Consider the following 14,002-nt stretch of genomic DNA (forward strand, 5'->3'; position numbering starts at 1 on the left):
CGGCGAACGCGCGCCCAATCCATGTCCGCTTGCCGTGTCCCTTGCCGCCATCGACCGGATCGGCCGGTGCTCGACGTCCGCTCGGTGACCGCCCCGACCTGATCATCATAGATCGTGCGCGACCTGCCGGGGCGAGCTTCGTAGAACACCCGTCAACATGGTGATCGCGGAGCCATCCTTGCCATAGCCGGGCAGGAGCGTGGGACACGACGCCGTCGAATCGGCGCCCCCGCAGATCAGGTGTGGCGGCAGCGTCGTGGCCGGCGGCGGCGCATCGGGCTTGACGTCGGGCTGGACAAGGCCGGGCACGAAGCCGGCAAACAGCGCGATCAGCCACATTCGCATTGTCACGTCTTCCCGGGATCATGCGATCCTATGCGCGAATGCTTGAGTGTAACAGGGGCGTCGCCTAAGTCGCGCTGATGACCTCGACCAACGACATCCGCCGTTCCTTCCTCGAATATTTCGAGAGCACCGGGCACGCCCGCGTCCCCTCGGCGCCGCTGGTGCCGCAAAACGATCCGACGCTGATGTTCGTCAACGCCGGCATGGTGCCGTTCAAGAACGTGTTCACCGGGCTGGAGACGCGCCCCTATTCGACCGCGACCAGTTCGCAGAAGTGCGTGCGCGCAGGGGGCAAGCACAACGACCTCGACAATGTCGGCTATACCGCGCGCCACCACACCTTCTTCGAAATGCTCGGCAATTTCAGCTTCGGCGACTATTTCAAGGAACAGGCGATCATCCACGCCTGGACGCTGCTGACCAAGGTGTGGGGCATTCCGGCGGACAAGCTGACCGCCACCGTCTATCACACCGACGATCAGGCGTTCGACCTGTGGCGCAAGATCACCGGGCTGCCCGAACATCGCATCATCCGCATCCCGACCAAGGATAATTTCTGGGCGATGGGATCGGATGGACCGTGCGGGCCGTGCTCCGAGATCTTCTATGACCATGGCGACCATATCCCCGGCGGCCCGCCCGGATCGCCCGATGAGGACGGCGACCGCTTCGTCGAGATCTGGAACCTGGTGTTCATGCAGTTCCTGCAGGAAGCCGACCAGATCGTCGGCGATCTGCCCAAGCCGTCGATCGACACCGGCATGGGGCTGGAGCGAGTCGCGGCGGTGTTGCAGGGCGTCCACGACAATTACGATACCGACACGTTCAAGGCGCTGATCGCGGAGAGCGGCGCGCTGACCGGCACCGCCACGACCGGCGCTACGCAGGCCAGCCACCGCGTGATCGCCGATCACCTGCGTTCGTCCGGGTTCCTGGTCGCCGATGGCGTGCTGCCCGCCAACGAAGGGCGCGGCTATGTCCTGCGCCGGATCATGCGGCGCGCGATGCGCCACGCGCACCTGCTGGGTGCCAAGGAGCCGCTGATGCACCGCATGGTGCCGTCGCTGGTGGCGGAGATGGGCGCGGCCTTCCCCGAGCTGGTCCGCGCGCAGCCGCTGATCGAGGCGACGCTGTTGCAGGAGGAAACCCAGTTTCGCCGCACGCTGACCAACGGGCTGCGTCTGCTCGATGAAGCGAGCGTGGGCCTGGCGACCGGCGACACGCTGCCCGGCGCCACCGCGTTCAAGCTCTATGACACCTATGGCTTCCCCTATGACCTGACCGAGGATGCGCTGCGGCCGCAGGGCATCGCGGTCGATCGCGCCGGGTTCGACGCGGCGATGGCCGAGCAGAAGGCGGCGGCGCGCGCGGCGTGGAAGGGATCGGGCGCCAAGGCGAGCGAGGACGTCTGGTTCGACATCGCCGAGGACAAGGGTGCGACCGAATTCACGGGCTATTCCGCCGACATCGGCGAGGGTGAGGTGGTCGCGCTGGTCAGGGACGGCGCGCGCGTCGAGCAGGTGACGCAGGGCGAAGAGGTCGAGGTCCTGGTCAACCAGACGCCGTTCTACGCCGAAAGCGGCGGGCAGGTGGGCGACGCCGGCACGATCGACGCCGACGGCGCGCACGCGATCGTCAGCGACACGCGAAAGCATGTCGGCAAGCTCCACGGCCATGTCGCGCGGATCGAGAGCGGCTCGCTGAAGGTGGGCGATACCGTGCGGCTGGCGATCGATCTCGATCGGCGGCGGCGCATTCGCGGCAACCATTCCGCGACCCACCTGCTGCACGCCGCGCTTCGCGAACGGCTGGGCACCCACGTCGCGCAAAAGGGATCGCTGGTCGCGCCGGAGCGGCTGCGCTTCGACGTCAGCCACCCGACCCCGATGCTGCCGGCCGAACTGGCGCAGGTGGAAGCCGACGTGAACGCGCAGATTCGCGGCAACGGCGTTGTCACCACGCGGCTGATGACCCCCGATGACGCGATCGAGATGGGCGCGATGGCGCTGTTCGGCGAGAAATACGGCGACGAGGTTCGCGTGGTCGGCATGGGCGAGGATGCCGACGGCACCTATTCGGTCGAGCTGTGCGGCGGCACCCACGTCAACGCGCTGGGCGAGATCGGGCTGTTCAAGGTGGTGAGCGAGGGTGCGGTGTCGTCGGGCATCCGCCGGATCGAGGCGCTGACCGGCGAGGCGGCGCGCGCCTATCTGTCGGCGCGCGACGACAAGCTGAAGGAAGCCGCCGCGGCGCTGAAGGCGTCACCCGACGAGGTGCCGGCGCGCGTCGTCGCGCTGGTCGAGGACCGCCGCCGGCTCGAAAAGGAACTGGCCGAGGCGAAGAAGGCGCTGGCGCTGGGGGGCGGCGGGCAGGCCGAGGCGGCCGGGCCGGAGCAGGTCGGCGGGATCAATTTCGTCGGCCAGCTGCTCGACGGGTTCGAGGCCAAGGGGCTGCGCGGCGCGGTTGATGAGGCCAAGGCGCGGATCGGATCGGGTGTGGTCGCGTTGGTCGCGGTCAACGACGGGCGCGCGTCGGTCGCGGCCGGAGTCAGCGACGATCTGGTCGCCCGCCTGAGCGCGGTCGATCTGGTCAAGGCGGCGGTGGCCGCGCTGGGCGGGCAGGGCGGCGGCGGCCGTCCCGACATGGCGCAGGGCGGCGGCCCCGACGGCGACAAGGGCGCCGACGCGATCGCTGCGGTCAAGGCGGTGTTGGCGGGAATCGAAGCGACGGCCTGACCCTTCAGGCCGGCCGTTCAGGCGCTAACGGTTCCGCCAAAAATGCTCGCTGGCGCAGGCGATCGTGATCGCGATCGCTGGATGGCCGTTGCGGCCGTAGGCCCCGCCCAGTGCCGGGTGATATCCAATCCAATCAATCGGATACCACCCGGGTTTTGCTCCGTTACTTGCCCGGAGCGGCGGCGCCGCCGACCGCGGCGTTGAATTCATCGGCGGTCATGCCGATGACGATGCCGTTCGGGGTAAGGCCGAACGCATTCGCAGGCAGCTTTGCCTCGCGTGCGCCCTGCGCGCTGGTCACGGTCACGAACTGATCGTCGGCCGCCTTGACCGTGGCGATCACTGCCGCGCCGGTGCGGTCCTTGACCTCGGCGCCGGCAACCAGCGCCGCCTTGAGCTGCGCCTGCGCTTCGGCCTGCGCCTTTTGTCCGGCTGCTTCCAGCTCGGCCTTGGTGATGCCCATCGCCCATCCGTTGGCGCCCTTGCCGACCGAGGCGGGAGCGACCGGGATCGACAGCGTGCCCGACTTGATCACCACCGCCTGCGGGGTCACCGCCTCAACCGTGCCGATGACGGCGCCGGCCGAATCATGGACGGTTTCGCCCACGCTCGGGGTGGCGGGGGCTGCTTCCTGGGTTGCCGGCGCCACGGGTGCCGTCGTCGCCGGCACGCCGGCCAGTGCGGTGGCAAGCGTGATCGCTGCGGAAATCATCATTCAATCGTCTCCCAAAATTGCCTGTGTCAGTCAGACGACGCAGTTTAGGCAGGCTGGGTTCATCGCCGGGTTCGGAATGCGGCGAATCCAGCATCATCTGCGGTCAGTCGAGCCGAATCACTAGCTACGCAGCTTCCTCTCCCTTGCGCGCGCGGCGCAGGCGGGGTTCGCGATCGAGCCCGGCGGCCTCCTTGATCGTCTTGCGCATCTCGTCGCGCTTCTCATGGATCGACGCGATCACCGGGCCCATCGCCACGCCGATGTCGACCAGCACCGCTTCGGCCAGCTGGAGCGAGCTTTCCATCGCCTCGGGCACCGCGTCGGTGACGCCCGCCTTGTACAGTTCGGCGGCATGGACGCCGTCGCGGGCGCGCGCGATGATCGGCAGGTTCGGGACCCAGCCGCGCACCCGCCGCGCGAGCGCGACGGTCAGCACCGGATCGTCCATCGTCAGGATCAGCGCGTCTGCGTGGGCCAGCCGCAGCCGATCGATCAGCTCCCCGCGCGAAACGTCGCCGAACACGACATCATAGCCCTGCCGTCGCGCGGCGTTGACCCCGTCGATATCGGCATCGACCGCCAGATATGATTTGCCATGGACGCGCAGCAAATCGGCGATGGTTCGCCCGACGCGGCCGAAACCGAGGATGATGGTCCCCGGCGCGTCGGCGACTTCTGGCGCGGCGGGCGCTTCCTGTCGCTCGAGCATGCGCGCGATCGAGCGGCCGGCGGTGGCGAGCAGCGGCGTGATCGTCAGGCCGATCGCGGTGACGGTGGTCCAGAAGGCGGAGGTGGACGGCTGGATCAGCCCCGCCGTACCCGCGACGCCCAGCACGATCAGCGTGGTTTCGGACGGACTGGCCATCAGCACGCTGGTTTCGGCGGCAGTGCCGATACCGCTGCCAGAAAAACGCAGCAACACGCTGGTCACCGCGACCTTGACCGCCATCACGCCCAGGATCGCGAGGAAATAGGTGCTCCAGTTGTTGAACACCACGCTCATGTCGAGCCGCATCCCGACGGTGATCAGGAACACGCCCAGCGCCAGCCCGCGGAACGGCGCGGTCATCACTTCCACCTCGGTGTGGTATTCGGTTTCGGCGATCAGGATGCCGGCGATCAGCGCGCCGACGATCGGCGAGAGGCCCGACGCGGTGGTGACCAGGCTGGCGACGATCACCACGATCAGGCTGGCGGCCAGGAACAGCTCCGGGCTCTTGGTGCGCGCGGCTTGCGCGAACAGGCGCGGCAGGAAGTAGCGGCCGGCGACGAACAGCCCGGCCACCGCGATTCCGCCGGTGATCACGACGTTGACGAGTCCGACCCAGCCGGCGCCGGCGGCGGTCGGGCTGAGCGCGCCGAGCAGGAAGATGATCGGCACCAGCGCCAGATCCTCGAACAGCAACATGCCGAACGCGGCGCGGCCGACGCGGCTTTCGGTGCCGGTCAGCGGCAGCACCAGCGCGGTGGACGACAGCGCCAGCGCCAGCCCCATCCCGATCGCGCCGTCGATCCCCTGGCCGAGCATGAACAGTCCGACGGCGATGATCGCGGCGGCGCCGAACAGTTCTGCCGCGCCGACCCCGAACACCATGCCGCGCATCGACCACAATCGTTTGAGCGACAGTTCGAGGCCGATCGCGAACAGCAACAGGACGATGCCGAGTTCCGCGAAGGGTTCTATCGATTCGCTGTGGGTGATCGTCAGGTAATAGAGCCACGGGAATTCGTTGACGAAGCGGCCCAGTCCGGCCGGGCCGACCAGAATGCCGACGAGGATGAAGCCGATCACCGGACTGATGCGGAACCGGGCAAAGGCGGGGATCACCAATCCGGCCGCGCCGAGGACGACGAGCGAGTCACTGAACGCGGGCGAATTGAGCTGAAGCGGCATCATTCTATTGTTGCGAATTATGGAGGCTCCGCGCCAGTCCCGTCGCAAAAAAAATCGATGATTGCTCGCCATCGCAATGTCGCTTCCCTAATCATGCCGCCATGCATCATGTCACCCCCCTCATCGGCATCATCGTTGCCGGGCTCGTCCTCGCCTTCATCCTCGGCGCGGTAGCGCACCGCCTGAAGCTCTCGCCGCTGATCGGATACCTCCTTGCGGGGGTCGCGGTCGGGCCGTTCACGCCGGGCTATGTCGCCGACCAGGGGCTGGCCAACGAGATCGCCGAGCTGGGCGTGATCCTGTTGATGTTCGGGGTGGGACTGCACTTTTCGATCAAGGATCTGTGGTCGGTCCGCGCGATCGCGCTGCCGGGGGCGATCGTGCAGATCGGCTGCGCGGTGGTGCTCGGCTGGGGCATGGGCCATTATCTCGGCTGGCCGATCGCCAGCAGCCTGATGTTCGGGCTGGCGCTGTCGACGGCGAGTACCGTGGTGCTGCTGCGCGCGCTCAACGACCGGCGGCTGGTCGATACCGATCGCGGCCGGATCGCGGTCGGCTGGCTGATCGTCGAGGATCTGGCGATGGTGTTCGCGCTGGTGCTGATCCCGGCGCTGGCCGCGGGCAACCAGGCGATCGGAATGACGCTGCTGATCACCGCCGGCAAGGTGGTGGCGTTCGTCGCCTTCATGCTGCTGGTGGGCCGGCGGACGGTGCCGTGGATCCTGCACGGCGTTGCCCATGGCGGGTCGCGCGAGCTGTTCCGGCTGGCCGTGCTGGCGGTGGCGCTGGGCTTTGCGACCGGCGCGGCGATGCTGTTCGGCGTGTCCTTTGCCCTGGGCGCGTTCTTCGCCGGTGTGATCCTCGCCGAATCGCCGCTCAGCCAGCGGGCGGCGGAAGAGACGCTGCCGCTGCGTGACGCCTTTGCCGTCTTGTTCTTCGTGTCGGTCGGGATGTTGTTCAATCCGAAGATCCTGCTGACCGATACCGTCGCGGTGCTCGTCACGCTGGCGATCATCATCTTCGGCAAATCCGTGGCGGCCTATGGCATCGTCCGCCTGTTCGGCCGATCGAACCGCACCGCGCTGACCATCGCCGCCAGCCTGGCGCAGATCGGCGAGTTCTCCTTCATCCTTGCCGCGCTGGGATCGTCGCTGAAGATCCTGCCGAATGACGCGCGCGACCTGATCCTGGCGGGCGCGATCCTGTCGATCATGCTCAACCCGCTGATATTCGTGCTGGTCGACCGGCTGGCGCCATCACGGCGCGACGATGCGTCTGCGGCGCCGGTAGCCCCGCGCGGCGGCCATGTCGTGCTGGTCGGATACGGGCGGGTGGGGTCGCTGGTCGGCACCAGCATCGAAGGCGAGCGGCTGGTGGTGATCGAGACCGAGGACGATGTCGCCGCGTTGCCGGCCGGCGCGGAGATGATCGTCGGCAATGCCGCGGATCCGGCAGTGCTGGCGCGCGCGGGGATCGCCGATGCGCGGGTGCTGCTGGTGGCGATCCCCGATACGTTCGAAGCGGGGCAGATCGTCGAGCAGGCGCGCCGGATCAGCCCCGATCTGTTGATCGTCGCGCGCGCGCATCATGACGATGAAGTCGCCCACCTCGCCGCGCATGGCGCGAGCGATACGATCATGGGCGAGAGGGAAATCGCGCGGCGGATGGCCGAAGCCGTTCGCGGCTGAGCGCGACGCCGTTATCGCGAGCCCGGCGTGTGCCGGGCGCGGCGATCCAGCGCGGTGCGCGAGTGGATCGCCGCGGGGCTTGGCCCCTCGCAACGACGGAATGACCGCCGGGGCGGCTTACTGCCAGTTGGTCATCGCGGTTTCGAGGTTGACGCGGACCGCCTCGAAGAACTGCTCGGTGGTCATCCACGGCTGGTCGGGGCCGATCAGGATCGCGAGATCCTTGGTCATCTGGCCCGATTCGACCGTCTCGATGCACACGCGCTCAAGCGTCTCGGCAAAACGGGTCACGTCGGGCGTACCGTCGAACTTGCCGCGATACTTCAGGCCGCCGGTCCAGGCGAAGATCGACGCGATCGGGTTGGTCGACGTCGCCTTGCCCTGCTGGTGCATCCGGTAGTGGCGCGTGACGGTGCCGTGCGCGGCCTCCGCCTCGATCGTCTTGCCATCGGGGCTCATCAGCACGGAGGTCATCAGCCCGAGCGAGCCGAAGCCCTGCGCGACCTGATCCGACTGGACGTCGCCGTCATAGTTCTTGCACGCCCACACGAACTCGCCGTGCCACTTGAGCGCGCTGGCGACCATGTCGTCGATCAGGCGATGCTCATAGACGATGCCCGCGGCCTTGAACTGGTCGACGAATTCGGCCTCGAACACTTCCTGGAAGATGTCCTTGAACCGGCCGTCATAGGCCTTGAGGATGGTGTTCTTGGTCGACAGGTACAGCGGCCAGCCGCGACCCAGCGAATAGTTCATGCTGGCGCGCGCGAAATCGCGGATCGATTCGTCGAGGTTGTACATCCCCATCGCGACGCCGGCGCCGGGGAAATCGAACACCTCATGTTCGATGACATTGCCGTCGGCGCCCTCGAACTTCATCGTCAGCTTGCCGGCGCCGGGCACCTTGAAATCGGTCGCCTTGTACTGGTCGCCGAACGCGTGGCGGCCGACGACGATCGGCTTGGTCCAGCCGGGGATCAGGCGCGGCACGTTGCGGATCACGATCGGCTCGCGGAAGATCACGCCGCCCAGGATGTTGCGGATGGTGCCGTTCGGCGACTTCCACATGGCCTTGAGGTTGAATTCCTCGACGCGCGCCTCGTCCGGGGTGATCGTCGCGCACTTCACGCCGACGCCGTACTTCTGGATCGCCTTGGCGCTGTCCACCGTCACCTTGTCGTCGGTGGCGTCGCGGTGCTCGACCCCCAGATCATAATAGTCGAGATCGATCTCGAGATACGGCTTGATCAGGCGTTCGCGGATCCATTCCCAGATGATCCGCGTCATTTCATCGCCGTCGATCTCCACGACGGGCGTCTTCACCTTGATCTTCGCCATGCTCTTTTCCTGTTGTGGGAGGGTTTGAGGTTTGGCGATGCCCTAGGCAGAAGCGCGCGGTCGATCAACCTTGAGGCGCGCTACCGGAAGCCGGCGCGAAAGAAACCACGCATTGTCGTCGGCGGCGGACATCGGTACATGCCGCGCGCATGGCATCTCTCGACAAGCCCCCCGTCGGCACGACGACGGTGAAGTGGCGTTTCCCCGCGCTCCATCCGGAGGGCCGCAAATATGTGATGATCGCGGCGGCGATCACCTTCGTCGTCTGGCTGTTCGTCCCGCTGCTGACATGGCCGTTCATCGGGCTGACGGCGTGGGTCGCGATCTTCTTTCGTGATCCGGTGCGCGTGACGCCGCAGGGGGACGGACTGATCGCCTCGCCCGCCGACGGACTGGTGACGATGATCGAGCGCGTGCCGCTGCCGCCCGAGATGGCCGGCCCCAACGGGCTGGGCGAGGCGCCGCGCATCCGCGTGTCGATCTTCATGAGCGTGTTCGACGTCCACATCAATCGGACCCCGATCTCCGGCACGATCCGGCAGGTGGTCTATATCTCCGGCAAGTTCCTCAACGCCGACCTCGACAAGGCGAGCGAGGAGAATGAGCGCCAGCATTTCGTGGTGGAGGGCAACGACGGCGTACGCGTCGGCTTCACCCAGATTGCCGGGCTGGTCGCTCGGCGCATCGTCACCTTTGCCAAGCCGGGCGACATCGTCACCGCCGGGCAGCGGATCGGGCTGATCCGTTTCGGCAGTCGCGTCGACGTCTACCTGCCGGACGATTACGGCTGTCAGGTCGCGCTGGGCCAGCGCGCGGTGGCGGGGGAGACGGTGATCGGCCGCAGGGGCGCCGAGCGCGCCACCGGCGTCTCGCAATAATGGCCGCCGACGGCGAGGTTCGACGACGGCTGCGGCGGCGGCGCGAGGCGCGCGGCATCCCGCTGCGATCGGTCGCCCCCAACGCCGTCACCGCGCTGGCGCTGTGCGCCGGGCTGACCGCGGTGCGCTTCGCCATTTCCCAGCAATGGGAACAGGCGGTGCTGATGATCATGATCGCCGCAATCCTTGACGGGATCGACGGGCGGATCGCTCGGTTGCTCCACGGCGAGAGCCGGTTCGGTGCGGAACTCGATTCGCTGAGCGACGCGATCAGCTTTGGCGTATCGCCGGCGCTGGTGCTCTACCTGTGGTCGCTGACCAACGCGCCGCGCTTCGGCTGGATCGCCGCGCTGCTCTACGCCGTGTTCTGCGCGCTGCGGCTCGCCCGGTTCAACGCGCGCATCGACGTGACGGAACAGCCGCACAAATCCGCCGGGTTCCTGACCGGGGTGCCCGCGCCCGCCGGCGCGGGGCTGGCGCTGTTGCCCGTCTATCTGTGGCTGTGGCTGGAGGAGCCGGTGCTGCGATCGCCGTGGGTGATCGGCCCGTGGCTGGCGTTCGTCGCGCTGCTGATGGTGTCGAGTCTGGCGACCTATAGCTGGGCTTCGTTCCGCCTGCGCCGCAACATCCGGTTCGAGGTGATCGTCGGCGTGGTCGCGGTCGGCGCCGCGCTGGTGTCGGCGCCATGGCCGACGCTGAGCGTACTCGGGCTGCTCTATCTGCTGTCGCTGCCGCTGAGCGCGATCGGCTATCAGCGGATCAGGCGGCAGCGCGCAGCGGCGCCGGACGTGACGCATCCGGCCGGGTGATCGCGCCGCGTCCGCTACCACGCCGCGCGGCGGGCAGCGTCGTCGCGACCGTGTCGAGCGGGCCATGCACGAGCAACGCGACGATCAGTCGCGCGCGCGGCGCCACCGTCGCCCAGATCGTCCAGCAAGCGGCGGCAAATGCCGTGGCGAACAAGAGATATGCCATGATCGTCATCACCCGAGATTCCCTGTCCCAGACGCCCACGCGGTTGAATCCAATGATTCCAGACGCTTGACGTTGCCCATGGTTGCATGGGCGTTCGACCTTGCCCTATGTTCCCATCTGAGCCACTATATGTTCCACTGATGTTCCAACGTCAAGCGCGATTGTTCGCTTGAAATCGAGGGGCGACTTCGCTAAGGGCGCCGCCTCACACCGCATGGGAAGCCCATAAACCGGTGCCCGGTTCCACGTCTCGACGTGGCCAGGTCATCGCTTCCCAGAGGAACAACCGGAAGGAGATATCCCTATGGCGGCACCTGTCGTCTCCATGCAGGCATTGCTCGAATCGGGCGCGCACTTCGGCCACCAGACCCACCGCTGGAACCCGAAGATGAAGCCGTATATTTTCGGCGACCGCAACGGCATCCACATCCTCGACCTCTCGCAGACCGTGCCGCTGTTCGCGCGCGCGCTGGAGTTCGTCAGCGCATCGGTCGCTTCGGGCGGCAAGGTGCTGTTCGTCGGCACCAAGAGCCAGGCGCAGGAGCCGATCGCCGAGGCCGCGCGCCGTTCGGGCCAGCACTTCGTCAACCACCGCTGGCTGGGCGGGATGCTCACCAACTGGAAGACCATCTCGGGCTCGATCAAGCGGCTCAAGACGCTCGAGGAGCAGCTGTCGGGCGACACCGCCGGCCTGACCAAGAAGGAAGTGCTCCAGCTCACCCGTGAGCGCGACAAGCTCGAGCTGAGCCTGGGCGGCATCCGCGACATGGGCGGCGTGCCCGACATCATGTTCGTGATCGACGCCAACAAGGAAGAGCTGGCGATCAAGGAAGCCAACACGCTGGGCATCCCCGTCGTCGCGATCCTCGATTCGAACGTCAGCCCGGACGGCATCGCGTTCCCGGTGCCGGCGAACGACGACGCCAGCCGCGCGATCCGCCTGTATTGCGAAGCGATCGCGATCGCCGCGACCCGTGGCGGGCAGCAGGCGCAGGCCGCGTCGGGCCGTGATCTGGGCGCGATGGCCGAGCCGCCGGCCGAGGAAGCGCTGAGCGCCGATCCGATCGTCGAGTTGCCCCCGGTCGCCGCTGCCGAGCCGGCCCCGGTTGCTGCCGAGCAGGTCGCCGCCGCGAGCACGCCGGAGACGGCCGTCGAGGGCGAGCGCCAGATCGACGCATAACCGGGCGCTTCGACAGCCCATTATTTTCCCGTTCGTGCCGAGCCTGTCGAAGCACCGTCTTTCTTCTGCAACATCGGCGGAAGAAGAGCGGCACTTCGACAAGCTGGGTGCGAACGGATTTTCATTTCAGATTTGAGGGATTTTGACATGGCCGAGATCACAGCCGCTGCCGTGAAGGACCTGCGCGAAAAGAGCGGCGCGGGCATGATGGATTGCAAGAAGGCGCTGACCGAAGCGAACGGCGACATGGACGCCGCGATGGACTGGCTGCGCACCAAGGGCCTGGCCGCCGCCGCCAAGAAGTCGAGCCGGACCGCGGCCGAGGGCCTGATCGGCGTCGCCGTCGCCGGGCCGAAGGGCGCCGCGATCGAGGTGAATTCGGAGACCGACTTCGTCGCCAAGAACGATCAGTTCCAGTCGTTCGTGCGTGACGTGACCGCAGTGGCGCTCGAACTGGGCGACGATATCGCCACGATCAAGGCGGCGTCGCTGGGCGACAAGACCGTCGAGGAAGTGCTGACCAACAACATCGCCACCATCGGCGAGAACCAGGCGGTGCGCCGGGCCAAGCGGCTGGAAGTGTCGCAGGGCGCGGTGATCCCCTATGTCCACAACCAACAGTCGCCCGGCCTGGGCAAGATCGGCGTGCTGGTCGCGCTGGAGAGCGACGCAGGCGTCGACGTGCTGGAGCCGCTGGGCAAGCAGATCGCGATGCACATCGCGGCGGCCTTCCCGCTGGCGCTGGACGAGAGCGGTCTCGACCAGTCGGTGATCGAGCGCGAACGCGCGATCGCCACCGAAAAGGCGAGCGAGAGCGGCAAGCCCGCCGACATCGTCGCCAAGATGGTCGAGGGTTCGATCAAGAAGTTCGCCAAGGAGAACGCCCTCCTCAGCCAGCTGTTCGTGATGGACGGCAAGACGCCGGTGGCCGACGTCGTCGCCAAGGCGGGCAAGGACGCGGGCACCACCATCGTGCTCAAGGACTATGTCCGGTTCCAGCTGGGCGAGGGCATCGAGAAGGAAGCGAGCGACTTCGCCGCCGAGGTCGCCGCGACCGCCGGTATCAAGGCGAACTGATCCCTGTCGACCGGCGGCGCAGAACGCGTCGCCGGTCGCCGGTATCGCCACGACGGCCGCCTGCGGGCGGCCGTTTGCATGTTTGGGCTGGTTGCCCGCAGATCGCACGATCCGACATGGCCCGGCGGTTCGCGGCTTGGCATCGCCGGATGCCGCGCCTAAGGTCCGCTCGCCTCCCTCCACCGCCCAGATTTCGCAGGTTCATGTGACTCGTCCGCGCTTCAACCGAATCCTTCTCAAGCTTTCGGGCGAAGTCCTGATGGGGCAGGGCCAGTTCGGCATCGATCCCGCCACCTGTGACCGGGTCGCGGGCGAAGTCGCGGCGGCGAAGGAGGCCGGGCATGAGCTGTGCCTGGTCGTCGGGGGCGGCAACATCTTTCGCGGCCTGGCCGGTGCGGCGCAGGGTTTCGACCGCGCGAGTGCGGATTACATGGGGATGCTGGCGACGGTGATGAACGCGCTCGCCATGCAGAATGCGCTCGAAAAGCTGGGCGTCGATACCCGCGTCCAGTCGGCGATCCCGATGGCGTCGGTGTGCGAACCCTATATCCGGCGCAAGGCGGTGCGGCATATGGAAAAGGGGCGGGTGGTGCTGTTCGCCGCCGGCACCGGGCTGCCGTTCTTCACCACCGACACCACCGCCGCGCTGCGCGCCGCCGAAATGGGCTGCGACGCGCTGTTCAAGGGCACCAGCGTCGACGGCGTCTATGACGCCGATCCCAAGAAGGTGCCGACCGCCAAACGTTATGACACGCTGACGTTCAATCGCGTGCTCGCCGACGATCTCAAGGTGATGGACGCCAGCGCGGTGGCGCTGTGCCGCGACAACAACATCCCGATCGTGGTCTTCAACATCCGGGACGAGGGCAATCTGGCCGCGGTGATCCGCGGCGAAGGCACGTCGACCGTCGTCCAGAACAACGCCTGAAAAGGACTACCGCCATGGCCGCTTATGACAAATCCGATCTCGAGCGCCGCATGGCCGGCGCGGTCGAGGCGCTGAAGCACGACCTGACCGGCCTGCGCACCGGCCGGGCCTCGGTCACGCTGCTCGATCCGGTGACGGTCGAGGTCTATGGCAGCCACATGCCGATCACCCAGGTCGCCACCGTGTCGGCGCCCGAACCCCGGCTGTTGTCGGTGCAGGTGTGGGACAAGTCGAACGTCGGCCCGGTCG

Annotated in this window: 13 protein-coding genes; 8 read left to right on the forward strand and 5 right to left on the reverse strand. The window is 67.2% G+C overall.

Translation table 11 applies throughout. From position 1 onward, the window contains the following. Nucleotides 1–105 precede the first annotated feature (105 nt). Nucleotides 106–339: a hypothetical protein gene (locus VNR91_RS10715; RefSeq protein ID WP_325490758.1), complete on the reverse strand. Its 234-nt coding sequence runs from the start codon at nucleotides 337–339 to the stop codon at nucleotides 106–108. Nucleotides 340–422: 83 nt separating this feature from the next. On the opposite strand from VNR91_RS10715, the gene alaS reads away from it, so the two are divergent. Then, complete coding sequence (gene alaS, locus VNR91_RS10720; protein WP_325490759.1) at nucleotides 423–3,080, forward strand: alanine--tRNA ligase; 2,658 nt, start codon at nucleotides 423–425, stop codon at nucleotides 3,078–3,080. A 163-nt stretch (nucleotides 3,081–3,243) separates the two neighbouring features. Here alaS and VNR91_RS10725 read toward each other — a convergent pair whose 3' ends face one another. Both VNR91_RS10725 and VNR91_RS10730 read right to left on the reverse strand, forming a co-directional pair. Beyond that, entirely contained in the window at nucleotides 3,244–3,795 is a 552-nt protein-coding gene (locus VNR91_RS10725) for a hypothetical protein (protein ID WP_325490760.1), read from the reverse strand. 124 nt (nucleotides 3,796–3,919) lie between these two features. Beyond that, nucleotides 3,920–5,689 carry a cation:proton antiporter gene (locus VNR91_RS10730; protein ID WP_325490770.1) on the reverse strand — a complete coding sequence of 590 codons (1,770 nt, stop codon included), beginning with the start codon at nucleotides 5,687–5,689 and terminating at the stop codon, nucleotides 3,920–3,922. A gap of 101 nt (nucleotides 5,690–5,790) precedes the next feature. On the opposite strand from VNR91_RS10730, the gene ybaL reads away from it, so the two are divergent. Then, nucleotides 5,791–7,377 carry a YbaL family putative K(+) efflux transporter gene (ybaL, locus tag VNR91_RS10735; protein ID WP_325490761.1) on the forward strand — a complete coding sequence of 529 codons (1,587 nt, stop codon included), beginning with the start codon at nucleotides 5,791–5,793 and terminating at the stop codon, nucleotides 7,375–7,377. A gap of 117 nt (nucleotides 7,378–7,494) precedes the next feature. Here ybaL and VNR91_RS10740 read toward each other — a convergent pair whose 3' ends face one another. Then, a complete protein-coding gene (locus VNR91_RS10740; protein ID WP_325490762.1) occupies nucleotides 7,495–8,715 on the reverse strand; it encodes an NADP-dependent isocitrate dehydrogenase in 1,221 nt (406 codons plus the stop codon). Between the two features lie 149 nt (nucleotides 8,716–8,864). Between VNR91_RS10740 and VNR91_RS10745 the strand changes: the two genes are divergently transcribed. Next, nucleotides 8,865–9,593, forward strand: coding sequence for a phosphatidylserine decarboxylase (locus VNR91_RS10745; protein ID WP_325490763.1), 729 nt, complete (start codon nucleotides 8,865–8,867; stop codon nucleotides 9,591–9,593). Next, nucleotides 9,593–10,402: a phosphatidylcholine/phosphatidylserine synthase gene (locus VNR91_RS10750; RefSeq protein ID WP_325490764.1), complete on the forward strand. Its 810-nt coding sequence runs from the start codon at nucleotides 9,593–9,595 to the stop codon at nucleotides 10,400–10,402. Before VNR91_RS10745 ends, VNR91_RS10750 begins: the two co-directional genes overlap by 1 nt. On the opposite strand, the gene VNR91_RS10755 is transcribed toward VNR91_RS10750, so the two are convergent. Next, complete coding sequence (locus tag VNR91_RS10755; RefSeq protein WP_325490765.1) at nucleotides 10,353–10,577, reverse strand: hypothetical protein; 225 nt, start codon at nucleotides 10,575–10,577, stop codon at nucleotides 10,353–10,355. The genes VNR91_RS10750 and VNR91_RS10755 overlap by 50 nt on opposite strands. Nucleotides 10,578–10,872: 295 nt before the next feature. On the opposite strand from VNR91_RS10755, the gene rpsB reads away from it, so the two are divergent. From rpsB to VNR91_RS10775, 4 genes are all read left to right on the forward strand, one after another. Next, nucleotides 10,873–11,748, forward strand: coding sequence for a 30S ribosomal protein S2 (rpsB, locus tag VNR91_RS10760; protein WP_325490766.1), 876 nt, complete (start codon nucleotides 10,873–10,875; stop codon nucleotides 11,746–11,748). Between the two features lie 147 nt (nucleotides 11,749–11,895). After that, nucleotides 11,896–12,825: a translation elongation factor Ts gene (gene tsf / locus VNR91_RS10765; protein ID WP_325490767.1), complete on the forward strand. Its 930-nt coding sequence runs from the start codon at nucleotides 11,896–11,898 to the stop codon at nucleotides 12,823–12,825. Nucleotides 12,826–13,030: 205 nt separating this feature from the next. Continuing rightward, on the forward strand, nucleotides 13,031–13,753 hold the full coding sequence (gene pyrH, locus VNR91_RS10770; RefSeq protein WP_325490768.1) for a UMP kinase: 723 nt from the start codon (nucleotides 13,031–13,033) through the stop codon (nucleotides 13,751–13,753). A gap of 14 nt (nucleotides 13,754–13,767) precedes the next feature. Beyond that, a partial coding sequence (locus tag VNR91_RS10775; RefSeq protein WP_325490769.1) for a ribosome-recycling factor occupies nucleotides 13,768–14,002 on the forward strand: 235 nt, incomplete at its 3' end.

It is taken from the genome of Sphingomonas sp. (genome assembly GCF_035555815.1).
Classification (GTDB): domain Bacteria; phylum Pseudomonadota; class Alphaproteobacteria; order Sphingomonadales; family Sphingomonadaceae; genus Sphingomonas.